The sequence below is a fragment of the Caulobacter sp. UNC279MFTsu5.1 genome, assembly GCF_900114015.1.
Lineage (GTDB): Bacteria > Pseudomonadota > Alphaproteobacteria > Caulobacterales > Caulobacteraceae > Caulobacter.
The window spans coordinates 183,807-210,093 of record NZ_FORN01000005.1; the positions used below are offsets into that span (position 1 = coordinate 183,807).

Sequence of the window (26,287 nt, forward strand, 5' to 3'; positions counted from 1 at the left end):
CGCAAGTCCCACGCCTTGGGATTTGAGACGAGTGGAATGGCGATTCTATGGCCTTGGGCCGCTGTTCCGGCGGCGCGGGCTCGAATTAAAGGCGTCGGACCGGTGCGAAAACGCAACAGGCGCCGGAGGCGACTTTCAGCCAGCGGACCATTCGGTGGTGATCGCGCCCACATCCGGCCGCGCCCGCTCCTGCGGGGCTTCGGTCGAGGTGCCCAGATAGAGGAAGCCGGCCACCAGCTCGTCGTCGGCCAGGCCGAGGATGGCCTTGGCGCGCGGGTCGTACGAGTACCAGTCGGTGATCCAGTTGGCGCCCCAGCCCATGGCGGCGGCGGCCAGCAGCATCTGCTGGCAGACGGCCGAGGCGCTCTGGCGCTGCTCCCATTCGGGGATCTCGCCGGGGATATGGCGCGAGATCACGGCCACGGCGACCGGCGGGCGGGTCAGCTTGCGCAGGGCGGCGTTGGCCTTGACAGGATTGGCCTGGCTGTCGGCCAAGGCCGTAATCCGCTCGGCGAAGACGTCCTTGGCCGGGCCGCGCAGGATCACGAACCGCCAGGGCGCCAGCTTGCCGTGGTCGGGCACCCGGGCGGCCAGCCGCAGCAGGTCGGCCAGTTGCGCGTCGTCCGGGCCCGGCGCGGTCAGGCTCATGGCCGAGGCCGAGCGTCGCCTGGCCAGGAAGTCCAGCACCGCCGGCGACGGCTCGATCGGCAGCACTTCGCCGAATTCTGGGGCTGGGGGAACTGAACCGGCCAAGACGACCTCCGGGAAGCACGATAAGCAGCACACCTATGGCCGAGCCTCGGCCGCCACAAGCCGCGAGCCGTCCGCATGACCGATAAACCTGCCAAGCCTAGGCCAGCATGGCTCGAACCGCACGGGACGCCGTGGGCCGTGACCCGCGAAACGGTCGTCTACGACAATCCCTGGATCACCCTGACCGAGTATCAGGCGATCGCCCCCACCGGTCGGCCGGCGCTGTACGGCAAGGTGGCGTTCAAGAACCGGGCGATCGGCGTCGTGCCGCTGCACGCCGACGGCACGGTCACCCTGGTGGGCCAGAACCGCTTTCCCCACGCCAACTACAGCTGGGAGATTCCCGAAGGCGGCGCGCCGCTGGCCGAGGACCCGCTGGACGGCGCCAAGCGCGAGCTGGCCGAGGAGGTCGGGCTGGAGGCCGCCGACTGGCGGCTGATCCTGACCATGGAGCTGTCCAACTCGATCACCGACGAGATCTGCCACGGCTATCTGGCCCTGGACCTGACGCCGACGGCGACCGCGCCGGACGAGACCGAAGACCTGGCGATGGCCCGTGTTCCGTTCGGCCAGGCCCTCGACGCGGCGGTGTCCGGCCACATGCCGGACTCCTTGACGGTGGCTTTACTGCTGCGGGTGCACCATATGGCGGTGAAGGGCGAACTGCCGGCCGATCTGGCCAGGCTTGTGCTCGCCTGACGGCGGCCTTAAGTGCGCGAACGGTTTCGCGCGCCAGCCGTTGAAACCTGGGCGCCTGGAGCATTTCTCAAAAAGATGCTCTATAGGCGGCGTGGGAGAGGAGAGCCCGGTGGCCAAGCATCTCGAGGTCGTGACGCAGGAAACCACGCCGCCCGTCTGGGCCGCGCTGCGCAACCAGGCCGAACACGCCGCCAAGGCCGAGCCGGCTCTGGCCTCGCTGCTCAACGCCGTGATCCTCAGTCACGACAACCTGGCCGACGCCCTGACCTTCCAGCTGGCGCGCAAGCTGGGTGACCAGGAGATGCGGGCCATGACCGCCCGCGAATTCGCCGCCGACGCCTTCGACAGCGACCCGTCGCTGGTGGCCGCCGCCGAGGCCGACCTGGTGGCGGTGTTCGAGCGCGATCCAGCCACCAAGGGCTATGTCCAGCCGTTCCTGTTCTTCAAGGGCTTCCTGGCTCTGCAGACCCATCGCGTGTCGCACTGGCTGTGGAGCCAGGGCCGCGAAACCCTGGCCTTCTACCTGCAGAGCCGGGCCAGCGAGGTCTTCCAGGTCGACATCAATCCGGCCGCCCGCATCGGCCAGGGCGTATTCATCGACCACGGCACCGGCATCGTCATCGGCGAGACCGCGGTGGTCGGCGACGACGTCTCGATGCTGCACGGCGTGACCCTGGGCGGCACCGGCGCCGAGCGCGGCGACCGCCACCCGAAGATCGGCCGGGGCGTGCTGCTGGGCGCGGGCGCCAAGGTGCTGGGCAATATCGCGATCGGCGAATACGCCAAGATCGCCTCGGGTTCGGTGGTGCTCAAGCCCGTGCCGCCGCACTGCACGGCCGCCGGCGTGCCCGCCCGGATCGTCAACTGCCCCACTTGCGAAGAGCCGGCCCGGACGATGGATCACACCCTGGCCGACGTGGTCTACGACTACGTGATCTAGGTCGGGCGGACCTTCCGACAGGAACGCGTCCGAGCGCGCTACTGGCCCTTGGACTTTTCATAGGCCTCCAGGGCCGCCCGGTCCGCCGTCGAGACGAGCTCGCAGGCCAGCAGCGTCTTGCCGGGCAAGGACGGGCTCTCGCGGGCGACGATCGAAACCGTTCCGGCGTCGGGCTGCGGCTGCTCCGCCGCCGGCAGTTCGCGCGCATAGCCCTTGGTGGAAGCGCCCAGCAGGTTGGAGCGCTCGCGCTGGAGCTGGTAGCGCTGGGCCAGCGCCTCGGCCTGCTGGCCCTGGATCAGGACGCCGACCGACGTGCCGGCGAACACCACCTCGCTGGTCGTGAAGCCGTCCTGGCCGATCGTCCGCGGCAGCTTGTAGACATAGGCCGTCAGCAACGAGGTGTCGGGCTTGGCCAGCTTCTCGGCCGCCTCATACAGCGCCGTCGCCGAGGTCGTCGTATAGGGCGGTTTGCAGAGGGCGGCGTCGTAGAAGGGTTCGGCCGTGGCGTGAGCGGCTTGGAACGCTCCCGAAGCGACGACGACGACGAAAAGCTTATGGAGCATCCTGTTTCTCACGGTCGGCCCATCGGCGATGATTCCTCACCTAGGATAGCAACCGCTGGGACGGGTCTCGCGACAAAGTCGTGGATGCGAGCGGCGCGGCCAAAAGAAAAGGGCCGCTCCCGGAGGAGCGGCCCTTCGTGTTTCGAAAAGTCGAAGCGGGCGCCTAGTACACCACCCCGCCGACGCCGCCGTCCAGGCTGAGGCTCAGGCCCGAGGCGCTCGACTCGCGCACCGTCTCCTCGCGATAGGCGGTGTACTTCTCGGTGGTCAGGATGGTCAGGACCTTCACGCCGGCGCCGTAGCGGCGCAACAGCGAGCGCTCGTTGCAGTCGCGGGCCGGGCGTTGCGGCCGGCACGAGAGGGCGCCGCCGCGGCCGTCCGGGCCGCCGGCCAGGCCCGAGCCGCCGCCCGCGCCGCCGCCGTAGTAGAGGGCTTCGTTCTTGCCGCAGACATAGGTCTCGCCGCCGAAATTGGCCGCGCTGTAGCCTTCGTAGGCGCCGACCACGTACTGCATGCGCGAGCCGGCGATGCAGCGATAGAGTTCGCCGTCATAGCCGCTGTCGATGTCGCGGTCGGGGGTGACCTGCGAGGCCGGGTGGGGGATGTCGCGGTCGTCCAGGCAGACGGCGCGGATGACCACGCGCTTGAACCGGGTGCGGGTGGCCTCGTAGGACGCGCGACGGCGGGCTTCGCCGCCCTCGACGTTCAGGCCCTGGATGTAGCCGGTCGAGACCGGGCCCGAATAGTAGCCGCCATGGGTGCCGCCGCCGTAATAGACGGTCGAGCCGGCTGAGGCCCCCGCGCCGGCGCCGGCGCCGGCGCTGGATCCGGCCGTGGCCGTGCTGGTCGCCGAGGCGTTGGCGTTGACGATCACCGAACCGCCGACGTGGATGTTGATGCCGGGCACATAGACGTTGTGGCCGCCGCCGCCGCAGGTGTTGCAGCCGGGCGGGGTGGGCGGACGCGGCGGGGGCGGCGGCGGCGCGCAGCAGGGCGGCGGCGGCGGCGTGCAGCCGCTATTGCACTGGGCGTAGGCGACGCCGCCGAGCACGAGCGCCCCCAATCCGGCGGCCAAGCTGATCCACAGCTTGGGCAAGGTCATTTTCGGCGCCTTCATCGGCCTCTTCCCTTCACAACACATCGGCGTGCCGCGTGGCCCGCGGCCAAGCAAGATTCACGCCATGCCCACCGCTTCACCGGGAAACTGTCCCAGGACGGCACGGTCCTGGGGCTGGCCCGGTTCTCCCTGCAAGCCCGATGCGGTCGAAAAGGACCGCGAGCGAGCTCGCCAGGGGAACGACGATGTTCCATCCAAGCACGGAACGGTTGATAGACTATTGGCGTAGCAAGGCCGTTAACGACGGCGTGCCCGCGCGCGCCGCGGTCAATCCGGGCGATTTCCTGGATCTGCTGCCGCAGGTGTTCATCCTCGGGCGCGACGCCAAGGGCCGCTATCCGGTGCGGCTGGCCGGCGGTTTCGTCACCGACCTGCACGCCCGCGACCTGCGCGGCGAGGACGCCCTGGGCTTCTGGGCGCTGTCGCATCGGCTGGAGGTCAAGTCGGCCCTGGAGGTCGCGCGTCGGCGGGGCGAGCCCGTGGTGGTCACCGCCGACATCCGCGCCATCGGGGCGCCGTCGGTGGGCATGGAGGTGCTGCTGGCCCCGATGACCGGCGCCGACGGCCAGGCCGACCGTTTCCTGGGTCTTTACCAGCCCATCGCCATGATGCAGCGGCTGATGGGCCGTCCGGCCTCGGAGCTGGGCGTGCGCAGGATCCAGGCCCTGGGCCCGGCCAACGAAGAGGCGCCGCGCCTGAGGCTGGCGACGCTGCACGGGCGCCGGATCGCCTGAGGGACATCACGAGCTTTCCGTCGGGGGGCGGAAAGGGCGGCGCGCGGGACCAGGGGCGCGCCGCGGATGGGAAGGGGGCGCCGCGGGGCGACCCCTTCCCATCGAGGGGCCTCTCGCGCGTTTAGGCCGCCGCCGCCCGCCCGTCCCCGAACACCGGGACCTCCACGGCCGGCAGGGCCGCCTTGCCGCGGATCAGGTCCGACGCGCGCTCGGCGATCATCAGGGTCGGGGCGTTGGTGTTGCCGCCGATCAGGGTGGGCATGACCGAGGCGTCGACCACTCGCAGGCCTTGCAGCCCCTGCACCCGCAGCTGGTCGTCGACCACCGCCAGCGAATCGCCCGCCGCGCCCATCCGGCAGGTTCCGACCGGGTGGTAGATGGTCTCGGCCTTGGCGCGGACCCAGGCGTCGATCTCGGCGTCGGTCCTCACCGCCGCGCCGGGCGCGTACTCGGCCTCGCGATAGGGGTCGAGGGCGGCCTGGGCGGCGACGTCGCGGGCGATCTTCACGCCCTCGCGGATGGCGCGGCGATCCTCCTCAGCGGCCAGGTAGTTGGCCAGGATGGTCGGGTCGTCGAACGGGTCGGCCGAGCGCAGGCCGACCTTGCCCCGGCTTTCCGGACGCAGCTGGCAGACGTGCAGGGTGAAGCCGTCCTTCTCGACCTGGACCTTGCCGTGCTCCTGCATGATCGCCAGCACGCCGTGGATCTGCAGGTCGGGCCGGTCGAGGTCGGGGCGCGACTTCAGGAACGCGCCGCTCTCCAGGAACTGCTGGCGGCCCAGGCCCTGGCCCAGCAGCATGTAGGACAGGCCGGTGCCCAGCTTCCTCAGTCCCTTGTTGGCCGAATAGGCGGTGACCAAGTTCCTGGTCGTCCACGACAGGCAGACGTCCAGGTGGTCCTGCAGGTTGGCGCCCACGCCCTTGCTCTCATGGACCGTGGCGATCCCCTGGGCCTTCAGGTCGTCCGGATCGCCGATCCCCGACAACTGCAGGAGGTGCGGCGACTGCACCGCCCCGGCGCTGAGCAGCACCTCGGCGTCGGCATGGGCGACGAGCCGCTCCGAACTGGTCCCGACCCCGTATTCGACGCCGATCGCCCGGCCGTTCTCGACCAGGATCCGGGTGGTGCGCGCGCCGGTGACGCAGGTCAGGTTGGGCCGGGCTAGGGCGGCCGTCAGATAGGCCGCCGCCGCGCTCCACCGCTTGCCGTCGCGGATCGTCAGGTCGTAGGGACCGAAGCCCTCCTGCCGGTAGCCGTTGAAGTCCTGGGTCACGGCGTGCCCTGCCTGGCGGCCGGCCTCGATCAGGGCGGGGTAGAACGGGCTCTTGGACTCGCCGCGCGACACGTGCAGCGGGCCCGCGCCGCCGTGATAGGCGTCGCCGCCGCCGTGGTGGCTTTCCGAGCGCTTGAAATAGGGCAGGACCTCGGCATAGGACCAGCCCGCCAGCCCCATCTGCCGCCACTGGTCGTAGTCGCGCGCGTGGCCTCGGATATAGATCATGCCGTTGATCGCCGAACTGCCGCCCAGCCCCTTGCCGCGCGGCCACCACAGCTTGCGGTCGTTCAGGTGCGGCTCGGCCTCTGTCCAGAAGCCCCAGTTCTGTTCACCCTTGGCCTTGATCAGTTCGCCCACCCCGGCCGGCATCCGCACCAGGATCGAGCTGTTCCTGCCGCCGGCCTCCAGCAGCAGGACCTTGACGGCCGGATCCTCGGTCAGCCGGTTCGCCAGGACGCAGCCGGCCGAGCCGGCGCCGATGATGACGTAGTCGTAGCGCGCGCTAGCCATGGCCGAAGTCGCCTCCCTGATTTGTTATCGTTGTTCAGGCAGAGAGTGACGCGGGTTCGGGCGAGGGGCAAGGGGCGGTGCGCCCGATCATCGCGCCTGGAATTGGCATCGCTCCAAGGCTGGCGTTCTGCTTCCACCCGCGTTAGCAGACCGCCCATGATCCGCCTCGACAACATCTCCAAGCAGAACGGCCACCAGATCCTGTTCATCGAAGCCTCGATGGGCGTTCAGAAGGGCGAGAAGGTCGGGCTTGTCGGCCCGAACGGCGCCGGCAAGACGACGCTGTTCCGCATGATCACCGGTCAGGAGCAACCCGACGACGGGCTGGTCGCGATCGATCCCGGAATGACGATCGGCTATTTCAGCCAGGATGTCGGCGAGATGTCGGGCCAGAGCGCGGTCGCCGCGGTGATGGACGGCGTCGGTCCCGTCAGCGCGCTGGCCGCCGAAATGGCCAGGCTCGAGGCGGCCATGGTCGATCCGGACCAGGCCGACCAGATGGACGCCATCCTCGAACGCTATGGCGAGGTGCAGGGGCGCTTCGAGGAACTGGACGGCTACGCGCTGGAAGCGCGGGCGCGCGAGGTGCTGGCCGGCCTGAGCTTCAGCCAGGAACGCATGGACGGCGATGTCGGCCTGCTGTCCGGCGGCTGGAAGATGCGCGTGGCGCTGGCCCGCATCCTGCTGATGCGGCCCGACGGCATGCTGCTGGACGAACCCAGCAACCACCTGGACCTGGAAAGCCTGATCTGGCTTGAGGCCTTCCTCAAGAATTATGACGGCGCCCTGTTGATGACCTCGCACGACCGCGCGTTCATGAACCGCATCATCGGCAAGGTAGTGGAGATCGACGGCGGCTCGCTCATTACCTATTCGGGCGATCTCGACTTCTACGAACAGCAGCGCGCGCTCGGCGAGGCGCAACGCCAGGCGCAGTACGAGCGCCAGCAGGCCATGTTGGCCAAGGAAATCAAGTTCATCGAGCGGTTCAAGGCGCGCGCCTCGCACGCCGCCCAGGTCCAGAGCCGGGTGAAGAAGCTCGACAAGATCGAACGCGTCGAGGCGCCGCGCCGTCGCCAGGCGGTCCAGTTCGAGTTCCAGAGCCCGCCGCGGTCGGGCGACGACGTGATCAGCCTGCGCAACATCCATAAGGGCTACGGCGCCCAGCCGATCTATGAAGGCCTCGACTTCCTGGTGCGCCGCAAGGAGCGCTGGTGCGTCCTGGGCGCCAACGGCGCCGGCAAGTCGACGCTGCTGAAACTGGTGGCCGGCGACACCAAGCCCGACCAGGGCGTGGTCAATATCGGCGCCAGCGTCAGGATGGGCTATTTCGCCCAGCACTCCATGGACCTGCTGGACGGCGAAGAGACGATCTTCGAATCCCTGGAGCGCTCGTTCCCGCAGGCGGGGCAGGGCGCGCTGCGCACCCTGGCGGGGTGCTTCGGCTTCTCCGGCGACGATGTCGAAAAGCCCTGCCGCGTGTTGTCCGGCGGCGAGAAGGCGCGCCTGGTCATGGCCAAGATGCTGTTCGATCCGCCGAACCTGCTGGTGCTGGACGAGCCGACCAACCACCTCGACATGGCGACCAAGGAGATGCTGGTCGCGGCCCTGGCGGATTTCGAGGGCACCATGCTGTTCGTCTCGCACGACCGCCATTTCCTGGCGGCCCTGAGCAACCGCGTGCTGGAGCTGACGCCCGAGGGCGTCCATCAGTACGGCGGCGGCTATACCGAATACGTCACCCGCACGGGCCAGGAAGCGCCGGGGCTGCACCCGGGCGGGTAGAAGCGCCCGCTCCTCAGGACCACGGCATCGCCTTGACGGTCGATCCGCTCAGGCAGGCCGGAAACCGGACCTTGCCGGCGTCGTCGCGCCGTTCCGGATCAGGAACCGCGCTGGACGCTTGCCATCGCCTTGCGCTCTTCCCGGTCAGCCCCCAAGGCCTGTCCCACCGCCGCCACCAGCTCCTCCCGGCGGATCGGCTTGGCCACGTGGTCGTCCATGCCCGCCGCCCGGCAGCGGGCGATCTGGTCGGGCAGGACGTCGGCGCTGAGGGCGATGATCGGCACGGCGCCGTGCGGGGCGGGCAGGGCGCGGATGGCGCGGGCGGCGGCCAAGCCGTCCATGCCGGGCATGTGCACGTCCATCAGGATCAGGTCGAAACCGCCCAGCCGCGCGGCGTCCACCGCCTGGGCGCCGTCGTCGGCGGTGGAGACCTCGCAGCCGGCCAGGGTCAGCAGGGCATGGCCCAGCTCGCGGTTCATCGGATGGTCGTCGACCAGCAGCACGCGCGGCGGCCGCTCGGCCTCGAGCGCGGCCGGGGCTGGAGCCGGGGCCTGGTCGGGGGCGACGGCCCGCGCGGATAGTTCGATCCAGAACACCGAGCCTTCGCCCAGCGTGCTGGCGACGCCGATCTCCCCGCCCATCCGGTCGATCAGGGCCTTGCTGATCGCCAGGCCCAGCCCCGCGCCGCCGTAGCGGCGGCTGATCGAGCCGTCGGCCTGGCTGAAGCGCTGGAACAGGCGGGCCTGGACCTCGGGGGCGATGCCGATGCCGGTGTCGGCGACCTCGAACCGCAGCTCGCCGAGGCCGGGGCCGATGACCAGCCGCGCGGCGACCTGGCCCTGGGCCGTGAACTTCAGGGCGTTGGCCAGCAGGTTCAGCAGGATCTGGCGCAGGCGGGTCTCGTCCAGGGCCAGCAGGACGGCTTCGTCGCCGTCGCCGACGGTCTCGACGCTCACCGACAGCGGCAGGCCCTTGGCCTGGGCGGCCGGGGCGACGATGGCGACGGCGTCGCGCAGCAGGGCGGCCGGCGAGACGGGGGCCAGCGCCAGGTCCAGGCGGCCGGCCTCGACCTTGGCGAAGTCCAGCAGGTCGTTGACGATCTCGGCCAGCGAGCGGCCGGCCCGGCCGACCAGGTCGAGGCGGCGGCGATTCTCGGACGACAGGTCCGGGTCGTCGCCGACGATCGCGGCGAAGCCGAGGATGCTGTTGAGCGGCGTGCGGATCTCGTGACTGATCGTGGCCAGGAAGTCGGACTTGGCCTGGCTGGCGGCCAGGGCCTTGGCCTGGGCGGCGCGGGCCACGGCCTGGCGGCGGACCAGCAGGGCCTGCAGCCGCTTCTGCTGGTTCAGCGCCAGGGCGGCGGCCAGGCAGACGGCGTAGAGCACCAGGTGGAAGATCTGGGCGTCCCGCAGCGGCGGGACGGCGACGGCGGGGTCCAGCCCGGTCCTGTGCAGCACCGTCGGTATGGTGGCCGCCAGCGAGCCGGTCACCAGCACCGCCGCCGCCCGCGGCCCGCCGCGGAACACCGCCAGCAGGGCGGGGGCGAACAGCAGCACCTCCAGATTGGCCTCGACCGTGAACACGGTCACGGTGGTGGCCAGCACCAGCGCCAGGACCAGCAGCGATTCCGCCAGGCCGACGCGGAAGGCCTCGCCATGACGGCGGTCGAACAGGATCAGCAGGGTGGGCAGGGCGATGGCCACGCCCAGCACGTTGGAGGTGGTCCACTCGGTCCAGCCCTGCCAGAAGGCGCCGCCCATGCTGATCGACAGCAGGCCGTTGACCAGGATCGAACTGGCGGCCGTCAGGCTCGTCGAGGCGGCCATCAGCACCAGGAAGCCGCGCATGGAGCGCACCCGGATCGGCGCGTGCATCAGGCGCAGCAGGGCCGCCGTCGCCGCCGTCTGCAGGGTGTCCAGCCCGGCGACGATCAGCACAAAGCGTGGGGGATCGCCGATCGACAGCTCGATGGCCACGTGCAGGGCGGCGGTCAGGGCCAGCAGGACCGCGCCCTGCCGGCGGTTGAGCAGCAGCAGGCCGGCGATCAGCACCGCGTTGGCGGTCCAGATGGTGGGGATGTGCTGCGAGGCGCCCGCCAGGAACAGGCTGTAGGCCATGCCCGTCACATACGCGATCGTCAGGATCGCCAGGCGACGATGCGCCGGCTTCCAATCTCGCCACAGGCTCGCGACCATAAAGACTCCCCCTCGGCCGGAGAATAGCCGAAAACCGTCGGTATTTCGTTAAGCGAGCGGCGTGTGGGCTCAATCTTTCCGCGAAAGTTCGGTCCGATATCGCTTCCAGTTCTCGACATAGTGCAGGGCCGAGGCCTGGAGGATTAGCGCGTGGCCCTCGCCGATCTCGCGGACCACCTTGCCGGGGGCGCCCATGACCATCGAATTGTCGGGGATCTCCTTGTTCTCGGTGATCAGGGCGCCGGCGCCGATCAGGCAGTTCCTGCCGATCTTCGCGCCGTTCAGGACGATCGCGCCGATGCCGATCAACGAGCCGTCGCCGATCGTGCAGCCATGAAGCATCACCATGTGACCGATCGTCACGTTGGCTCCGATGGTCAGCGGGCTGCCGACGTCGGTATGAAGTACTGAGCCGTCCTGAACATTGCTGTTCTCGCCGATCTCGATCGGATCATTGTCGCCGCGAACTATTGCGCCCCACCAGACGCTGGAATTCTTCCGCAGGATGACGTTTCCCATCACCTGGGCACTCGGCGCGATCCAATATTCGCCTTCCGCGGGAAGCGAGGGACTTGCGGCGCCCAAGGAATAGACAGTCATCCGTACACCTCGTGTTCTAGAAGCAGGCGGAGCCTTAACGGCTCATAAACCATGTGGGCCCCATTGTATTTGTGCGATTCGAGGGGGAACACTCCCATATCGGGAGTCATTCTTCTCGTATCCGAGCCGCGCTCGATCGCCGAACGCGGCCTCCCGGTAACGGAGACCTTGGGTGTCGGTTTTGGGGTTTGGGCGTTCATCACCGCCTTCGGGGGCAAGCTCCGAACCGCCCGGCCGCGCTCGCGTTTCCGTTTTTCTCCTCCCCACCTGCTCCAAGGACGTCGCCATCCGGCCACGTCCTTTTTTCATGCCTGAATGGAGGCTTACATGACCAAGCGAGCTCTCAAGCGGATGGTGCGCGAAGGCGCGAACGACGCCGGCCGTTACGACGACGACGCCAAGGTGCGCCGCCTGCCGGTGGAGCATCGCCAAGCTTGGTCGCCGCTGGGCAATCCGGGGCACGAGGATCGGGACCAGAGTTACCTCAAAACGATCAAACCCAAATCGCCGGGCCAGGCCAGCCTAATGGAGGCGATCGACGAAAAGAACCTGATCATGGCGCTGGGCCCGGCCGGCACCGGCAAGACCTACATCGCCATCGCCAAGGCCGTGGAGGCCCTGGAGGCCGGCAAGGTCGGCCGCATCGTGCTGTCGCGCCCCGCGGTCGAGGCCGGCGAGTCGATCGGCTACCTGCCCGGCGACATGGAGGACAAGCTGGCGCCGTACCTGCGCCCGCTCTACGACGCGCTGAGCGACCGCCTGTCGGTCAAGCGCATGCGGGCCCTGATGGCCGAGGGCGCGATCGAGATCGCCCCGGTCGGCTTCATGCGCGGCCGCACCCTGAACAACGCCTTCGTGGTGATCGACGAGGCCCAGAACTGCACCTACATGCAGCTGAAGATGCTGCTGACCCGCCTGGGCTGGAACTCGACCATGGTGGTGACCGGCGACCCGAACCAGTCCGACCTGCTGCCGGGCATCTCGGGCCTGGCCGAAGTGTCGGCCAAGTTCGAGCCGGTGGAGAACATCGCGGTGGTCCGCTTGGCCGACCGCGACATCGTCCGCCACCCGCTGGTCGCGGAGATGCTGGGCGTGCTCTGAGATCCCCGGCCAGGGCGGCGGTCGCCGCCCTGGCCGTCCTTCGCGGCCCTCGCGAGATCTTGACGCGAGCACAAGGTTGGGTTGTCCTGTGCGGACGGAAAAAAGGTCTCCAAGATGATCCAGTCCTCTCGGCTTTTCGCCGCCTTCTTTATCGCTTCAGTGATCGGGGGGGCGGGTTTCGCCAACGCTCAGACAAGCGGTGTCAACCCTCGTCAAACCTCGCCTTCCGCAGGCCGGCCGGCGGAAGGCTACGCCATGGCCCAGCAGGTGTCGTTCAACGCCGCGCGCATCACCAAGGCCAGGAAGGTCGCGACCCTGATCAACGCGGATCGGTGCGACGCCGCCGTGAAGATGGCGCTCGCCAGCGAGGATAACAGGCTGACCGAACGTACGGTCGAGGTTTGCGCGAGCCGTGTCGAACAGCGGGCGGTCATCCGCTGAGCCAGAAAGAACGTCGGGCGGCCCGGCGCCGCTTGTCTTTGGTGGATGTGGGTATGACTTTATCGAGGTTGAAGAGCTGGGCCGCCTTGGCCGTCGTAGCGGGACTTTGCTGGGCCGGTTCGGCCGGCGCCCAGACGTCTGGCGCCAAGCGCGAGGCCATGAGCTATCAAAGCCCCGGCTCGGCCGGGTGGGGGCAGCAGGTCAGCGCCGACGCCGCGAGGCTGCGCAAGGCCCGACAATTGGCCAAGCTGATCAACGACGGCAGGTGCGACGAGGCGATCAAGCAAGCCTCCGTCAGCGACGACACGGTCATAATGCAACGTGTCAGCGAGGTTTGCGCGCCCGTGCGCACCGCGAACACCATCGCTCCCGTCGCCACGACGGCCAAGCCCTAAAGCCCGGACAAAACGCCTAAAGACTCGGCGAATGGCGGAACAGACTTGAGTTCGGGGCGGTCGGACGTGCAAGGTCCGACCGCCTTAACTGCTTTGGGACCCTTCATGTCGTCCGACGCCGCCGCGACTCCCCGTTCGGAGTTCACTATCCGGGGGGTCCTTCTCGGGATCCTTATCACCCTCGTCTTCACCGCCGCCCAGGTCTATCTGGGCCTGAAGGTGGGCCTGACCTTCGCCACCTCGATCCCCGCGGCCGTCATCTCGATGGCCCTGCTGCGCGCGTTCCAGAGCGCGACGATTCAGGAGAACAACATCGTCCAGACCATCGCCTCGGCGGCGGGGACGCTGTCGTCGGTGATCTTCGTGCTGCCGGGCCTGCTGATGATCGGCTGGTGGAGCCACGTGCCGTTCCTGACCACCTTCGGGGCCTGCCTGGTTGGCGGCGTTCTGGGCGTGATGTACACCATCCCCCTGCGCCGGGCCCTGGTGACCAATTCCGACCTGCCCTATCCCGAGGGCGTCGCCGCCGCTGAGGTCCTGAAGGTCGGCACCGGCTCGCGGGCCGGCGCCGCCGAGGGCCAGGCCGGCCTGGTCGCCGTGGTGCTGGGCACCGTGGCCTCGGCCCTGTTCGCCGCCCTGGCCGCCGCCAAGATCTTCGCCGCCGAGGTGGCCGGCTATTTCAAGGCCGGGGCCGGCGCCACCGGCCTAGGCGCTTCCAGCTCGCTGGCCCTGATGGGCGCGGGCCACCTGATGGGCATCACGGTCGGGGTGGCGATGTTCGCCGGCCTGGCCATCGCCTGGGGCGTGCTGGTGCCGATCATGACCGCCCACCACCCGATGCCGGGCGTCGACGTCGCCACCCACGCCCTGACCGTCTGGAAGACCGAGGTGCGGTTCATGGGGGCCGGCGTCATCGGCGCCGCCGCCATCTGGACCCTGGGCAAGCTGGCCCTGCCGATCTGGTCGGGCCTGATCTCGGCCTTCGAGGCCAGCAAGGCCCGCAAGGTCGGCGGCGCGGTCATCGCCCGCACCGAACAGGACATCCCGATCGGCATCGTCGGCCTGGTCTCGCTGCTGCTGCTGGCCCCGGCCGGCTGGTTCCTGGCCAACTTCCTGACCGGCGGACCGATCACCAGCCTGGCCGCGCCGCTGGTCGCCATCGGCGTCGGCTACGTGCTGGTCGCCGGCCTGCTGGCCGCCGCCGTTTGCGGCTACATGGCCGGCCTGATCGGCTCGTCCAACAGCCCCGTCTCGGGCATCGCCATCCTGACCGTGCTGGGCGCCTCGCTGATGGTCGGGGTCGTCGGCCGCGGGGTGATCGGCCCCGACATCGCCAAGGCCCTGGTCGCCTACGCCCTCTATGTCACCACCATGGTGCTGGCCGTGGCCGTGGTCGCCAACGACAACCTGCAGGACCTGAAGACCGGCCAACTGGTCGACGCCACGCCGTGGAAGCAGCAGGTGGCTCTGATCATCGGCGTCGTCGCCGGCGCCGTCGTCATCCCCTTCGTCCTGGAGCTGCTGAACCAGTCGAACGGCTTCGCCGGCGCGGCCAATCTCAGCACCGTGGCCGGCTCCACGCCGCTGAACGCCCCGCAGGCGACCCTGATCTCGACCCTGGCCAAGGGCGTGATCGCCCATGATCTGGACTGGGGGCTGCTGGGCTACGGCGCCCTGATCGGCCTGGGCCTGGTGATCGTCGACATCGTCCTGCGCCGGTCCAGCAACGGCCGCCTCAGCCTGCCGCCGCTGGGCGTGGGTCTGGCCATCTACCTGCCCAGCGCCGTCACCGCCCCGGTCGTGGTCGGCGCCGTGATCGGCTGGCTCTACGACCGCATGGTCGACAAGGACCGGATGGGCGAGGCGGCCAAGCGCCTGGGCGTGCTGATCGCCTCGGGCTTCATCGTCGGCGAGAGCCTGTTCAACGTCGCCCTGGCCGGTCTGATCGTCGCCACCCAGAAGCCCGGCCCGCTGGAGGTCCCCTTCGCGCCGTCCGAGCACGTGGGCATGATCTTCGCCCTGATCGCCGCGGCGGTCGTGGTGGCGGGGCTGTACGGCTGGGCGCGGCGGTCGGCGAACAAGATCCAGGCGTAGGTTCGGGCCCGTGCGCTTAAAGGACCCGGAGGGCGAAAGCTCTCCGGGTCCTTTTTGTTTCCGGCCCCCAAGTTGTCATCCCGGAAAGCGCGCAGCGCTTGTCCGGGATCCAGGTGAATCGCACCGCGTCGCCCAGTCCCCTGGGTCCCGGACAGCCTCTGCGAGGCTTTCGGGATGACAACCGTTCGGGGAGGCAGGGGCTTACGCCGCCGCCAGCACCGTCAGCACCTGCTCGCACCGGAACCGGAACCCCAGCGCCTCGTAGAGTGCGATGGCCCCCGTGTTGTCGGCGTAGCTGTGCAGGAACGGCGTCTCGCCGCGCTGAACGATCTTGTGGGCCACGTGCAGCATCAGCCGCGCCGCATAGCCCTTGCCGCGATGGTCGGGATGGGCGCAGACGCCGCTGACCTCGGTGAAGCCCTCGGGCCGCAGGCGCTCGCCGGCCATGGCCGCCAGCTGGCCGTCGACCTTCACCCCGACGAATTCGCCCAGCTCGTGGGTGCGCGAGAAGAACGGTCCCGGCGCGGTCAGGGCGGCCAGGGCCAGCATCTCCGGCGCGTCGGCGTCGGTCAGGGGCTGGATCTGGAAATCGACCGGCTTGGGCGCGGCCAAGGCCTCGGCGACCATCTGCCAGCAGAGGGCGCTCTTGACGACCGTCGTCCCGGGAACCGGCGGCGGGTCGAACCGCTCGACCAGCCCGACCTCGCCGCCATGGGCGCGGACCAGCCGGCCCAGGGCCTCAAGGCTCTCGGACGCGTCGTCCGCCGTCGCCGCGAACAGGCCGAAGTCCGGATGCACCCGCAGGGCGGCTCCGTCGCGCAGGGCCAGATGCGACTGGCGGCCCGTGAAGGCGGACCAGACGGGGCGGTCGAGGGGATGGCTCATCGGCAATAAGCCTCGATCAGCGCCTTGACCGCCCCGACCACGGCCAGGGCCGGCTTGTCGTCGTCGTCGAACATCTGGCTGGAGGTGAACACTCCCTCGACCAGCAGCATCATCGCGTCGCCCAGGGCGCCGGGGTCGGACGCGCCCATCTCCACGGCCTTGGCCCGCAGGCGCGCCCGCAGGTCCTGCTTGTGGACCTGGGCCACGGCCCGACCGGCATGGTCGCGGTCGGGATACTCGACCACGGCGTTGCTGAGCGCGCAGCCGCGATAGTCGGCTCCGCCCGAGCGCGCGGCCAGGCCTTCGAAGAAGGCGATCATCTGGGCCTTGGCGTCGCCGGGGAAAGCCGCCTCGGCCGCGTCGAAGCGGCCCCAGAAACCGACCTCGACCTCGCGCAGCACCGCGGCCACCAACTCGTCCTTGGACTTGAAGCCGCGATAGAGGCTGGGCTTGGTCACGCCGGCCTTGGTGACGATCTCGTCGACGCCCACCGCCCGGATGCCCTCGCGATAGAACAGGTCGCGCGCGGTCTCGAAGATGCGCTCGGCCGCCCGCGGTCCGGGACCGTAGGGCAGATGGTGTTCGGGAATTTTTTCGTCGTTTTGGGCCATGGCGCTTGACGATGTTACTTACCGGTACGTATGCAGGGCGACAAGCCCCGTACCGATCGGTTACATCGCATGCAGATCCTCCGCCGCACCCTCGGAAACCGCTACGCCTTCGTCGTCGCGGCGGCCACGTTTCTTGCTCTTCTATCGGCCGCTGGCCTCAGGGCCGCGCCGGGCGTTCTGATTCTGCCGCTGGAGAAGGCCTTCCACTGGGATCGGGGCGCGATCTCGCTGGCCGCGGGGATCGGCATCTTCCTCTACGGCCTGACCGGACCGTTCGCGGCCGCCCTGATGCAGTCGTTCGGCGTGCGGCGCACGATCAGCCTGGCCCTACTGCTGATGGCGGTCTCCACGGGCCTGTCGGCCTTCATGACCCAGAGCTGGCAGTACGTGGCCACCTGGGGCGTGATGGCCGGGATCGGCAGCGGGGCGGTGGCCATGGTGCTGGGCGCGACCATCGTCAATCGCTGGTTCGTCGAGCGGCGCGGCCTGATGCTGGGCCTGCTGACCGCGGCCACGGCGACCGGCTCGCTGGTCTTTCTGCCGGCCATGGCCTGGATCGCCGACCATGGCGGCTGGCGGCCGGTGGTGCTGACCGTGGCCGCCGTCGCCGCGATCATGGCCCCGATCTGCTGGCTGCTGATCCCCGAAAGCCCCGACGCCATCGGCCAACGCCCGTTCGGCGCGCCGGACGATTGGACCCCGCCGCCCAAGGGTTCGGCCTCCAACGCCCTGGCCGCCGCCTTCGGCGCCCTGCACCGGGCCAGCCGGACCCGCACCTTCTGGCTGCTGTTCGGCGGCTTCTTCATCTGCGGCCTGACCACCAACGGCCTGATCGGCGTGCACATGATCGCCTTCTGCGGCGACCGCGGCCTGCCCGAGGTCCGGGCCGCCGGCCTGCTGGCGCTGATGGGCCTGTTCGACCTGTTCGGCACCACCGCATCGGGGTGGCTGACCGACCGCTACGATCCGCGCAAGCTGCTGTTCATGTACTACGCCCTGCGCGGGCTCTCGCTGATCTACCTGCCGTTCTCGGATTTCTCGCTGATGAGCCTGTCGGTGTTCGCGGTGTTCTACGGCCTGGACTGGATCGCCACCGTGCCGCCGACCGTACGCCTGGCCACCGAGGCGTTCGGCGACCGCGACGGTCCCGTCGTGTTCGGTTGGATCGGGGCGGGCCACCAGTTGGGCGCCGCGACGGCGGCGATCGGCGCGGGGGTGATCCGCGCCCAGTCGGGGCAATATCTGGAGGCGTTCGTGATCGCCGGCGTCGCCGGGCTGATCGCGGCGGGGGCGTCGCTGATGGTGCGGCGGAGTTTGGTGACGGCGGCGGTCGTCTAGACGCCCCCTCCGTCACGATGCGTATTCGCATCGCGCCACCTCCCCCGCTTTGCGGGTGAGGAGGAAGCGACCTTCTCCTCCCCCGTGAAACGGGGGAGGTGGCCGCGAAGCGGACGGAGGGGGCGTTCCAACGTCCGCAAGGGAAAGGCCCTTAACCGTCCAGGTCTTCCGCCAGGATCGCCATCTCGAACATGAACGAGCCGTCCTCGTCCTCGTCCTGGAAGATGACGCCGATGAATTCGCCCTTCACCTCGACCTCGGCGGAGTCCTTCTGCTTGGGGCGGGCCTTGAGGGCGATGTGCGGGTTGCCGAAGGTGCGCTTCAGATGGCCTTCGAGCTTGGCGATGGTGGCGGCGTCCATGACGGCTCCTGATATCGATGGGGCGCGCGGGGCGCGGGGGATCGGCGGAAACTAGAGGGCCGGGCGCGAAAGTGTAAGGGGTTTTGCGGAGCTTGGCTCGACCAGCTGTTGAGAACCCGGCGCGAAACCGGGCGGCGGCGGCGTCGCCGCGCCCTGCTTCACTAGCCAGTCGCGAAACCGCCGGGCCGCGCGGGTGGCCTTGCCCCTTGGCGTCAGGGCGCAGACCTCAGCCTGGCCCGGGACCAGGCCCAGCGGCGCGACCAGGCGGCCGGCGGCCAGGTCGTTCTCCACGAAGGCGAAGGGGCTGAGGGCCACGCCCAGGCCGGCGGCGGCCGCTTCGAGCATGTAGAAATAGTGGTCGAACTGGCGGTTCACGGCGGCCGACGGCAGGGTCAGGCCCGCCGCGCTTTCCCATTCGGCCCAGCTCTCCAGGAAGGTGCGGGTGTGCAGCCGGGGCAGCCGAGCCAGGCTTTCCAGGTCGCGGACCTGGGCGGCCAGATCCGGCGAGGCCACCGGGCCGACATAGTGCTTGAGGAACGGGGCGACGTCGGCGTCGGGCGAGGGCGGGGCGCCCGGCAGGCGCATGCGGACAGCCAGGTCGACGCCGTCGGCGCGGAAGTCGAACGGTCCGTTGGACTCCACGATCCGCACCTGAACCTCGGGATGGGCGGCGACGAAATCGGGCAGGCGCGGGATCAGCCATTTCATGGCGAAGGTCGGCAGGCACGAGACCACCAGGGCCGCGTCGTCGCCGTCGGGCGCCGGCGGCAGGGCGTCGTCGATCAGGTCGAAGGCCCGGGTCAGGCCCTGGGCCAGTTTCAGGCCCGTCTCGGTCAGCCGCAGCCCGGTGCGCGGCCCCTCGGTCAGGGCGACGCCCAGGTGGTCCTCCAGCTGGCGGATCTGGCGGCTGATCGCTCCGTGGGTGACGCACAGCTCGTCGGCCGCAAGGGTCATCCGGCCGCGCCGGCCGAACGCCTCGAAGGCGCGCAGGGCGTTCAGCGGAGGAAGCGAGCGGGCGACCATGTGACGAAACCTCACAGACGCCCGCTGATAAGTCGTTATTCCGGCCGGGGCAACCGGGGGATACGAGGGGCATGAACCGTTCCGCCCCCGTCACACCCGTCCAATGGCTGGCCGTGCTGGCGGTGTGGGGTTTGGTGGCCTATGGGGTCCTGGCGGCGCCGAAGGCCGAGGCGCGACGGGATCAGGTTCATTTGATCGCCTGCCGGTAACTCAAACAACCGCTTATCCCGGCGTTCGCCGGGATGAGCGGAACTATAAGTTATTTCCCCTCCGGCCTGACGACCATCGTCCACGACTTGTCGTCGCCCAGGAAGGTCCGGGCCGCCTTTTGGACGTCGGCGGCCGTCACACGCTGCAGGCCGGCGAGCACCGAGCGGGTGGCGGTCAGCAGGCGCGGGTCGGTCTGGGCGCCCGACAGCACTCCCAGCCAGTATTCGTTGGTCTCGCGGGCCTTCTCGATCTGGTCGATGCGCGGCTTCTTGGCCCGCTCCAGCTCGTCGGCGGTGACCGGCTTGTCGCGCAGGTCGGCGGCGATCTGGCGGATGCTGGCGATCACGCCGTCGATCTTGTCGGGCGGGGTCTCGACGCTGACCGCCAGATAGCCCCAGCCGGTGAAGGCCACGCTGGCCGTCGCCGAGGCCGAGGGCGAATAGGTCGCCCCCTGCTTCTCGCGCAGCTCGTCGGTCAGCCGCAGCTGCATCACCTGGGCCAGGATCTGGGTGTTGCGGGCCCGCTGCAGGTCGCTGAACAGGTCGTCGGTCTTCCAGGCCATGAACAGCGAGCCCTGGTCGGCCCGGCCCTTGTGGGTGCGGACGATCGGGATCGGCGAGGGGGCGGGGAAGGGGACCTTCTCGGCCCCGGCCGGGGCGGGCGTGTCGGCGCGGGTCGGCAGGGCGCCGAAGGTCTGGGCCACCGCCGCCAGGGCCTTGTCGACCGTGATGTCGCCGACGATCACCACCTCGATGGAGTCGGCGGCCAGCGGGCCCGACAGCGAGGCCTTCAGCTGGTCCAGCGACGCGCCGGCGATCTGCTGGCGGGTGGGGAAGGTCCAGCGGCCGTCGCCGCCGTGCAGCAGCCCGCCCAGATCCCGTCCGATCACTCCGCTAGGGGTGGACTCAAGTTGGTCGTGGATCGTGCCGTAGTAGGTCTTGACGCGGTTGAAGGCCTCGGGGCGCCAGCCGCCCTCAGTGGCGTAGGCCGCCAGGACCTGCAGCTCGGTGTCCAGGTCCTCCGGCCGCGTGCGGCCCGACAGGCTGAAGGCGTCGTCGTCGATCCCCAGGCCGGCGTTCCACACCTTGCCGTTCAGCACCCGCTCCATGTCCTGGGCGCTGATCTGCTTGAGGCCGCCCTCGACATAGGCCGAGCCCGCCCACATCGGGCTCTGGCTGGCGGGCGGCAGGTCCAGCAGGCCGTGGCCGATCCGGGCCTTCACCAGGATCTGGTCGTCGCGGAACTTGGTCGGCTTGACGGTCAGGCGCACGCCGTTGGCGAACCGCACGAAGACGGTGTCCAGGTCGGCGACCTCCGTCTGCGAGGTCACCGCGCCCTTCGGCCCGAAGGCCGCATAGGGCCAGGCCGTGACGCCCGGCGCGGCTGGGGCGGCGACCGCCACCTTGGCCGAGGCGGCGTAGGCGTCGGTCACGGCCTTTTCCGCGCCGTCGATGGCGGTCGGGGTCGGGATGGTGATCAGTGGACCGGAACCGGCGAACTGGGCCTTGAGCAGGGCCGAGACCTTGTCGGCGGTCAGGCCCTTGGTCGCCTCGTCGAACACCGCCAGGTTCTGGGACGGACTGGTGACCACCTCGCGGTCGTCCAGCGTGCCGACGATGGCGCTAGCCAGGGCCGTGGTGCGCTGGGTGGCCTCGCCGGCCGCGGCGGCCACGAAGCCGGCCCGCATGGCGGCGATCTCGCGGTCCAGCTCGTCCTGGCGCACGCCGTACTGGACGATGCGGCGCTGTTCCTGCTCCAGGGCGGTCAGGGCCTCGTTCCAGCGGCCCGGCTGGACGGTGGCGGCCAGGGTGGTGATGTCGGCGGCGTGCTCCTGGTCGTTCTGCATGGCCACGGCGACGATGAACGGCGGGGCCTCCGAACGGGTCAGCACCTGCAGCCGGCGGTTCAGCACCGCGAAGCCCAGGGCCTTGACCAGCTCTTCCTTGTCCTTGGCCCGGGTCTCCAGCTCCAGGTCCGGCGGCAGGACCCAGGCCATCTGGACCGAGGTCTGGGCGCCGGGCTCGACCAGCACCTTGGCGGTCAGGCCGCGCTTGGCCACGGGGCCTAGGTCGGGCTTCACCCCGGGCTGGCCCTGGCCCTTCCAGTCGCCGAACTTGGCCTTGATCTTGGCCTCCATGGCGTCGACGTCGAAGTCGCCCACGGCCACCACCACGGCGTTCTCGGGCCGGTACCAGGCCTGGTAGAAGTCGCGGATGCGCTGGGCCGGGGCGGTCCTGAGGATCTCGGTCTTGCCGATCGGCAGGCGCTGGGGCGGCCGTTGGCCCTGCAGCTGGAAGCCGAAGGTGTTGACGAAGGTGCGATAGCCGGGGCTGTCGCGGGTGCGCTCCTCCGACAGCACCACGCCGCGCTCGCGGTCGACGGCGTCGGGGGCGATGGTCAGCTCGCCGGCCGCTTCGCGCAGCAGCATCAGCGAGGTGTCGACCGTGTCGTCGTCGGTCTTGGGGAGGTCCAGCTGGTAGGTGGTCTCGCTGAAATTGGTCGAGGCGTTGGTGTCGGCGCCGAACGCCAGGCCATGGCGCTCGAGGATCTTGGTCATCTCGCCTTCGGGCACGTTCTTGCTGCCGTTGAACGCCATGTGCTCGAGGAAATGGGCCAGGCCCTGCTGCTCGTCGGTCTCGTCCAGCGAACCGGCGTCGAACCACAGGCGCAGGGCGGCCTGGCCGGGCGGGGTGGCGTTCTTCTGGATCGCGTAACGCATGCCGTTGGGCAGTACGCCGAACCGCACGCGCGGATCGGGCGCGACGTCCGACACCGCCTGCGGCCACTGGCCGGCCTTGACCAGGTCGATCGTCGGGGCGCCGGAAGCCTTGGCGGGGGCCGTTGGAGCCTTGGGCGCCGACGACGGCGCGGAGGCCTTGTCGCCGCCGCCGGGCTTGAGGTGGGACAGGGTCGCGCAGGCGGAAAGGCTGAGCCCGGCCGAGAGAACGAGCGCCAGGCGCGAAACGCGGATCATGTGCGACCTTGAAGCAGAGCGTTGGAAGGTCGGGCACCTTGGCCAAAGCGCGTGGCGCAAGCAAGGCGTGGGTGGGGCGGAACGGTCACGCTTCGATATCGGCCATGCGACATTAGGTCCGCGCGAACGCCCGTCAAATCGTCGCGCGGATGGGCTAGCTTGCAGACCCTGTGTAAGACCATCGGGTCATGTCCTTCGCCAGTCCCACGCCCGTACCCGCGCCCGGCCTGCCGTTCGACACGGCGGGGCTGGACCGTCTGCGCCGGCCGGTCTGGGTGTTCGACCACCTGCGCAAGCGCAAGGTCTACGCCAACCCCGCGGCGGTGGCGCTGTGGGGCGCCGACAGCCTGGAGGCCCTGCTGGCCCGCGACTTCTCGGTTCAGTCCCCGGCCGTTCGCGCGCGCATGGACGCCCTGGCCCGGCGGGTGGACGCCGGCGAGGCCGTGACCGAGCGCTGGACCTTCTACCCGCTGGGCCAGCCCGTCTCGGTGCAGGCGACGATCTCGGCCATCACCCTGAGCGACGGCGGCGAGGCCATGCTGTGCGAGGCGGTGTGCGACGACCGCTCGCCCGACGAGCAGCGCGCCGCCGAGGCTCTGCGCCACACGCCGGTGCTGGTGGGGCTGTTCGACGCCAAGGGCCGCCGACTGTTCGCCAATCCCAGCTGCCTGGCCGCCTTTCCGGAGCAGACGGCCTTCGACCAGATGTTCGTCGATCCGCGCGAGGCCGCCGGCCCCTGGAAGGCGGCCCTGGAGCAGGGCTCCTGGGTCGGCTCCTGCCAGGTGGCGGTCGGCGGCCGGGCTCTGTGGCACGGCCTGGACGCCCGCCGGACCCTGGATCCGGCGACCGGCGCGGTCAGCGTGCTGGTCAACCAGGTCGACATGACCGACGAGATCGAGGCCCGCCGCGAGCTGGCCGTGGCCCACGCCCGAGCCGAGGCCGCGGCCCGCGCCAAGGAAGAGTTCCTGGCCAATATGAGCCACGAGCTGCGCACGCCCCTGACCAGCGTGATCGGCTTCGCCGGCCTGCTGCGCGGCGCGGCCCTCGGTCCCGAGCAGCGGCGCCATCTGGGCCGCATCGAGGACGCCAGCCAGGCCCTGATGTCGACGCTGAACGACGTGCTGGACCTGTCGAAGCTGGACGCCGGCGGGGTCGAGCTGGACCGTCGGCCGTTCGCGCTGGAGGCCGTGCTGGACCAGGCCCTGGGCATCGTCGAGGTCCAGGCCGGGCGCAAGGGCCTGGCGCTGGTCAAGGAGGTCGACGCGGCCGCGCCCCGCTTCGTGATCGGCGATCCCGAACGCCTGCGGCAGATCCTGCTGAACCTGCTGGGCAACGCGGTGAAGTTCACGACCGAGGGCTCGGTGACCCTGGCCGTCCGGCGCCTGGATCCCCCGGAGGGACCCGACGGGGGGGAGGAGGCCGCGGCGCGGATCGAGCTGTCGGTCACCGACACCGGCGTCGGCATGGCCGAGCACGTGATCGACCGCGTCTTCGAACGCTTCACCCAGGCCGACGCCGCCGTCGCCCGCCGGTTCGGCGGCACCGGCCTGGGCCTGTCGATCACCCGTTGCCTGGCCCGGGCGATGGGCGGCGAGGTCGGGGTCTCCAGCCGGCTGGGTGAGGGCTCGCGGTTCTGGTGCGTGCTGCCCTTGCCGGCCGCCGCCGACGCCGAACCGGCGCCGGAGGCGGCGGTCCCCGAGGCGCAGGCGCGCGGCGTGCGCATCCTGCTGGCCGATGACAACGAGGCCAACCGCGAGCTGGTGGGGACGATCCTGCGGTCGGCGGGCCACCAGGTCGAGCTGGCCGTCAACGGCGCGGAGGCCGTGGCGCGGGCGGCGCGCGGCGAGCACGACCTAGTGCTGATGGACGTGCAGATGCCGGTCCAGGACGGGGTCAGCGCCACCCGGGCCATCCGCGGTCTGCCCGGACCCGCCGCCGACGTGCCGATCATCGCGCTCAGCGCCAATGTCCTGGCCCAGCAGGTCCAGACCTACCGCGCCTGCGGCATGAACGATCACATCGCCAAGCCGATCGCCGCTGGCGAACTGCTGGGCAAGGTGGCGCTGTGGGGCGCGGCGGGGCGGGAAGGCTGACGGGCGCGGGTCCGCGCGGAAAAATCGATCGCGCGTTGTCGAAAGTGGTCGATCCGGTACGTCCTCGAGCTGGAACCGCCAAGAGGAGGCAACCGTGAGAGACCTGATCCTGAAGATGTCCATCTCGGTCGACGGCTTCGTCAGCGACCTGGAGGGCCGAAACACCTGGATGTTCGGCGCCGACCAGGAGGCGAAGGCCTGGAGCGTGGCGTTCATCGGGACCGCCGGCCTGCACATCATGGGCGGCCGCAGCTTCGAGACCATGGCCGGCTACTGGCCGATCTCCACCGACCGCTTCGCGCCGCCGATGAACCAGATTCCCAAGGTCGTCTTCTCCCGGCAGGGGCCGGCGATCCTGGAGAAGGTGAAGAGCCCACCGTCCGCGGAGCTTCAGCCCGGCGCGGAAAGCTGGACGGAGGCCTCTGTGGCGAGCGGCGACCTGGCCGAGGAAGTCGCCAAGTTGAAGGCCCAGGAGGGCAAGCCGATCATCGCCCACGGCGGGGTCCGTTTCGCCCGCAGCCTGGTCGCGGAAGGCCTGGTCGACCAGTTCGTCCTGCTCGTGGCCCCCGTGGCGCTGGGCAAGGGCCTGCCGCTGTTCTCCGACCTCGCCGCGCCGGCGCCGCTCAAGCTGGTGAGCTCGAAGGCCTTTCCAGGGGGCGCGGTGGCCCAGACCTATCGGCCGGCCTGACCCCGTCGCCGCCCTTCAGCCGGGCCCCCAAACGAGTCCGTCATTCTCGCCCTGAAATGAGGGGGATGCACGGATACCGGCAAGCCCCGGTCGCTGGCGCTGAAATCGGACATGTCGATGGTCTGTTCGGGGTGGATGTCGGACATCGCGTGGCATAGGTGCTAACCAAAGCTGGGACGCACCGACCGGAGTTATGATCTTGAGAGCCCTTGGCATAGCCTTGGCAAGTCTGGCCGTGCTGTCGATCAGCTACGGAACGGCATCCGCCCGGAAGTGCGTCGAGATTGGCCCCCTAGCTATCCGAGAAGGATGGACAGCCGAGTTTCGATCCGAATTCCAAAATGCGAATGCTGTATATCTCGTCCGAGTGTCTGAACCTGGACCTCCCCGAGGTTGGGCCATGCCGTGCGACTATCTTCGCGCACCGCCGCCTCCATTGGCGCCTGGAACAAGCAGTGGTAAGGCGCTTGAGGATTATCGGAAGAAACAAAACGCCGCCGCACTATTAAATGGGTCCTGCAACCCTTCGTCGTCGGTCCGGTTTACAGTTTCAGAAGTCATTAAAGGTCCGCCAAAGCGAACCTGGGTGGAAAAATCCGCGCTTTTCGACGTTCGCAATGGACCGCCCCCTGAGCCATTTGACGTTTGGCCAGCATTTTCACTGTTTGCACGGCATGTTGCCGTCTCAAACGATTTCGAATGTGGGGTCAGAGCCAGACGCCTCAGCTTGAGCGCCTCCTACCTCGTGTTTGGTTGGGTCAATCCATCGCCGTCTCCTCAAGACCCACGCGAATTCCATGTGTCGCGGGTCTATCTGGCTAGCTCGGCTACCCCCTTCCTTGCGGAAGCCCGCGCTCTTGGCCGCAAAAGAAGATAGCCGGTCAGTGTCCGCACAGGGTCG

Annotated in this window: 22 protein-coding genes and 1 pseudogene; 12 read left to right on the forward strand and 11 right to left on the reverse strand. The window is 69.5% G+C overall.

The genetic code is table 11. The annotated features are described in order from the left end of the window. Positions 1-135 precede the first annotated feature (135 nt). Positions 136-753, reverse strand: a complete 618-nt coding sequence (locus tag BM066_RS04560; RefSeq protein ID WP_089924587.1) for a nitroreductase family protein — start codon at positions 751-753, stop codon at positions 136-138. Between BM066_RS04560 and BM066_RS04565 the strand changes: the two are divergent. Next, positions 704-1,452, forward strand: a pseudogene (locus BM066_RS04565) (NUDIX domain-containing protein). The gene BM066_RS04560 and the pseudogene BM066_RS04565 overlap by 50 nt on opposite strands. 109 nt (positions 1,453-1,561) lie before the next feature. Next, positions 1,562-2,392: a serine O-acetyltransferase gene (cysE, locus tag BM066_RS04570; RefSeq protein WP_018061107.1), complete on the forward strand. Its 831-nt coding sequence runs from the start codon at positions 1,562-1,564 to the stop codon at positions 2,390-2,392. 38 nt (positions 2,393-2,430) lie between these two features. Here the strand turns inward: cysE and BM066_RS04575 are convergent, their stop codons facing one another. Next, positions 2,431-2,955, reverse strand: a complete 525-nt coding sequence (locus BM066_RS04575) for a hypothetical protein (protein ID WP_018061106.1) — start codon at positions 2,953-2,955, stop codon at positions 2,431-2,433. Positions 2,956-3,118: 163 nt separating this feature from the next. Continuing rightward, positions 3,119-4,072: a hypothetical protein gene (locus BM066_RS04580; protein WP_089924592.1), complete on the reverse strand. Its 954-nt coding sequence runs from the start codon at positions 4,070-4,072 to the stop codon at positions 3,119-3,121. Positions 4,073-4,257: 185 nt separating this feature from the next. On the opposite strand from BM066_RS04580, the gene BM066_RS04585 reads away from it, so the two are divergent. Next, on the forward strand, positions 4,258-4,806 hold the full coding sequence (locus tag BM066_RS04585) for a PAS domain-containing protein (RefSeq protein WP_089924594.1): 549 nt from the start codon (positions 4,258-4,260) through the stop codon (positions 4,804-4,806). Positions 4,807-4,927: 121 nt separating this feature from the next. Here BM066_RS04585 and BM066_RS04590 read toward each other — a convergent pair whose 3' ends face one another. Then, complete coding sequence (locus tag BM066_RS04590; protein WP_089924597.1) at positions 4,928-6,592, reverse strand: choline dehydrogenase; 1,665 nt, start codon at positions 6,590-6,592, stop codon at positions 4,928-4,930. 156 nt (positions 6,593-6,748) lie between these two features. Between BM066_RS04590 and BM066_RS04595 the strand changes: the two genes are divergently transcribed. Next, entirely contained in the window at positions 6,749-8,377 is a 1,629-nt protein-coding gene (locus BM066_RS04595) for an ABC-F family ATP-binding cassette domain-containing protein (protein ID WP_018061166.1), read from the forward strand. Between the two features lie 98 nt (positions 8,378-8,475). On the opposite strand, the gene BM066_RS04600 is transcribed toward BM066_RS04595, so the two are convergent. Both BM066_RS04600 and BM066_RS04605 read right to left on the reverse strand, forming a co-directional pair. Next, on the reverse strand, positions 8,476-10,572 hold the full coding sequence (locus BM066_RS04600) for an ATP-binding protein (RefSeq protein ID WP_089924600.1): 2,097 nt from the start codon (positions 10,570-10,572) through the stop codon (positions 8,476-8,478). A 69-nt stretch (positions 10,573-10,641) separates the two neighbouring features. Continuing rightward, positions 10,642-11,172, reverse strand: a complete 531-nt coding sequence (locus tag BM066_RS04605; RefSeq protein WP_089924603.1) for a gamma carbonic anhydrase family protein — start codon at positions 11,170-11,172, stop codon at positions 10,642-10,644. 315 nt (positions 11,173-11,487) lie between these two features. Here BM066_RS04605 and BM066_RS04610 point away from each other — a divergent pair, with 315 nt between their 5' ends. The 4 genes from BM066_RS04610 to BM066_RS04625 all read left to right on the forward strand — a co-directional run bounded on the left by BM066_RS04610 (position 11,488) and on the right by BM066_RS04625 (position 15,203). Continuing rightward, positions 11,488-12,273: a PhoH family protein gene (locus BM066_RS04610; protein WP_089924606.1), complete on the forward strand. Its 786-nt coding sequence runs from the start codon at positions 11,488-11,490 to the stop codon at positions 12,271-12,273. 114 nt (positions 12,274-12,387) lie between these two features. Beyond that, entirely contained in the window at positions 12,388-12,714 is a 327-nt protein-coding gene (locus tag BM066_RS25830) for a hypothetical protein (RefSeq protein WP_143093649.1), read from the forward strand. Between the two features lie 86 nt (positions 12,715-12,800). Next, entirely contained in the window at positions 12,801-13,109 is a 309-nt protein-coding gene (locus BM066_RS04620) for a hypothetical protein (RefSeq protein ID WP_143093650.1), read from the forward strand. Positions 13,110-13,214: 105 nt separating this feature from the next. Further along, the gene (locus BM066_RS04625; RefSeq protein WP_089924615.1) at positions 13,215-15,203 is read left to right on the forward strand and encodes an OPT family oligopeptide transporter; all 1,989 of its coding nucleotides are present in this window, start codon (positions 13,215-13,217) and stop codon (positions 15,201-15,203) included. A gap of 201 nt (positions 15,204-15,404) precedes the next feature. Here the strand turns inward: BM066_RS04625 and BM066_RS04630 are convergent, their stop codons facing one another. Both BM066_RS04630 and BM066_RS04635 read right to left on the reverse strand, forming a co-directional pair. Further along, positions 15,405-16,088, reverse strand: a complete 684-nt coding sequence (locus BM066_RS04630; RefSeq protein WP_089924618.1) for a GNAT family N-acetyltransferase — start codon at positions 16,086-16,088, stop codon at positions 15,405-15,407. Beyond that, on the reverse strand, positions 16,085-16,699 hold the full coding sequence (locus tag BM066_RS04635; RefSeq protein WP_089924621.1) for a TetR/AcrR family transcriptional regulator: 615 nt from the start codon (positions 16,697-16,699) through the stop codon (positions 16,085-16,087). Before BM066_RS04635 ends, BM066_RS04630 begins: the two co-directional genes overlap by 4 nt. A 69-nt stretch (positions 16,700-16,768) precedes the next feature. Between BM066_RS04635 and BM066_RS04640 the strand changes: the two genes are divergently transcribed. Then, positions 16,769-18,037 carry an MFS transporter gene (locus tag BM066_RS04640; RefSeq protein ID WP_089924624.1) on the forward strand — a complete coding sequence of 423 codons (1,269 nt, stop codon included), beginning with the start codon at positions 16,769-16,771 and terminating at the stop codon, positions 18,035-18,037. Positions 18,038-18,188: 151 nt separating this feature from the next. Here the strand turns inward: BM066_RS04640 and BM066_RS04645 are convergent, their stop codons facing one another. After that, the gene (locus BM066_RS04645; RefSeq protein ID WP_089924627.1) at positions 18,189-18,398 is read right to left on the reverse strand and encodes a DUF3126 family protein; all 210 of its coding nucleotides are present in this window, start codon (positions 18,396-18,398) and stop codon (positions 18,189-18,191) included. Positions 18,399-18,449: 51 nt separating this feature from the next. Next, entirely contained in the window at positions 18,450-19,421 is a 972-nt protein-coding gene (locus BM066_RS04650; protein ID WP_089924630.1) for a LysR substrate-binding domain-containing protein, read from the reverse strand. Between the two features lie 71 nt (positions 19,422-19,492). On the opposite strand from BM066_RS04650, the gene BM066_RS26345 reads away from it, so the two are divergent. Then, on the forward strand, positions 19,493-19,630 hold the full coding sequence (locus BM066_RS26345; RefSeq protein ID WP_018061374.1) for a hypothetical protein: 138 nt from the start codon (positions 19,493-19,495) through the stop codon (positions 19,628-19,630). Between the two features lie 50 nt (positions 19,631-19,680). Here BM066_RS26345 and BM066_RS04655 read toward each other — a convergent pair whose 3' ends face one another. Continuing rightward, positions 19,681-22,605, reverse strand: coding sequence for a M16 family metallopeptidase (locus BM066_RS04655; protein WP_018061373.1), 2,925 nt, complete (start codon positions 22,603-22,605; stop codon positions 19,681-19,683). A gap of 188 nt (positions 22,606-22,793) precedes the next feature. On the opposite strand from BM066_RS04655, the gene BM066_RS04660 reads away from it, so the two are divergent. Further along, positions 22,794-24,698: a hybrid sensor histidine kinase/response regulator gene (locus tag BM066_RS04660; RefSeq protein WP_018061372.1), complete on the forward strand. Its 1,905-nt coding sequence runs from the start codon at positions 22,794-22,796 to the stop codon at positions 24,696-24,698. Between the two features lie 94 nt (positions 24,699-24,792). Beyond that, a complete protein-coding gene (locus BM066_RS04665) occupies positions 24,793-25,386 on the forward strand; it encodes a dihydrofolate reductase family protein (RefSeq protein WP_089924633.1) in 594 nt (197 codons plus the stop codon). The last annotated feature ends 901 nt before the right edge of the window (positions 25,387-26,287 follow it).

Bases quoted from the DNA above. Each gene is read 5' to 3' on its own strand.
- BM066_RS04575 (WP_018061106.1), bottom strand. From the start codon at position 2,955: ATGCTCCATAAGCTTTTCGTCGTCGTCGTCGCTTCGGGAGCGTTCCAA.
- BM066_RS04580 (WP_089924592.1), bottom strand. From the start codon at position 4,072: ATGAAGGCGCCGAAAATGACCTTGCCCAAGCTGTGGATCAGCTTGGCC.
- BM066_RS04585 (WP_089924594.1), top strand. From the start codon at position 4,258: ATGTTCCATCCAAGCACGGAACGGTTGATAGACTATTGGCGTAGCAAG.
- BM066_RS04590 (WP_089924597.1), bottom strand. From the start codon at position 6,592: ATGGCTAGCGCGCGCTACGACTACGTCATCATCGGCGCCGGCTCGGCC.
- BM066_RS04595 (WP_018061166.1), top strand. From the start codon at position 6,749: ATGATCCGCCTCGACAACATCTCCAAGCAGAACGGCCACCAGATCCTG.
- BM066_RS04600 (WP_089924600.1), bottom strand. From the start codon at position 10,572: ATGGTCGCGAGCCTGTGGCGAGATTGGAAGCCGGCGCATCGTCGCCTG.
- BM066_RS04605 (WP_089924603.1), bottom strand. From the start codon at position 11,172: ATGACTGTCTATTCCTTGGGCGCCGCAAGTCCCTCGCTTCCCGCGGAA.
- BM066_RS04610 (WP_089924606.1), top strand. From the start codon at position 11,488: ATGGAGGCTTACATGACCAAGCGAGCTCTCAAGCGGATGGTGCGCGAA.
- BM066_RS25830 (WP_143093649.1), top strand. From the start codon at position 12,388: ATGATCCAGTCCTCTCGGCTTTTCGCCGCCTTCTTTATCGCTTCAGTG.
- BM066_RS04625 (WP_089924615.1), top strand. From the start codon at position 13,215: ATGTCGTCCGACGCCGCCGCGACTCCCCGTTCGGAGTTCACTATCCGG.
- BM066_RS04630 (WP_089924618.1), bottom strand. From the start codon at position 16,088: ATGAGCCATCCCCTCGACCGCCCCGTCTGGTCCGCCTTCACGGGCCGC.
- BM066_RS04635 (WP_089924621.1), bottom strand. From the start codon at position 16,699: ATGGCCCAAAACGACGAAAAAATTCCCGAACACCATCTGCCCTACGGT.
- BM066_RS04640 (WP_089924624.1), top strand. From the start codon at position 16,769: ATGCAGATCCTCCGCCGCACCCTCGGAAACCGCTACGCCTTCGTCGTC.
- BM066_RS04645 (WP_089924627.1), bottom strand. From the start codon at position 18,398: ATGGACGCCGCCACCATCGCCAAGCTCGAAGGCCATCTGAAGCGCACC.
- BM066_RS04650 (WP_089924630.1), bottom strand. From the start codon at position 19,421: ATGGTCGCCCGCTCGCTTCCTCCGCTGAACGCCCTGCGCGCCTTCGAG.
- BM066_RS26345 (WP_018061374.1), top strand. From the start codon at position 19,493: ATGAACCGTTCCGCCCCCGTCACACCCGTCCAATGGCTGGCCGTGCTG.
- BM066_RS04655 (WP_018061373.1), bottom strand. From the start codon at position 22,605: ATGATCCGCGTTTCGCGCCTGGCGCTCGTTCTCTCGGCCGGGCTCAGC.
- BM066_RS04660 (WP_018061372.1), top strand. From the start codon at position 22,794: ATGTCCTTCGCCAGTCCCACGCCCGTACCCGCGCCCGGCCTGCCGTTC.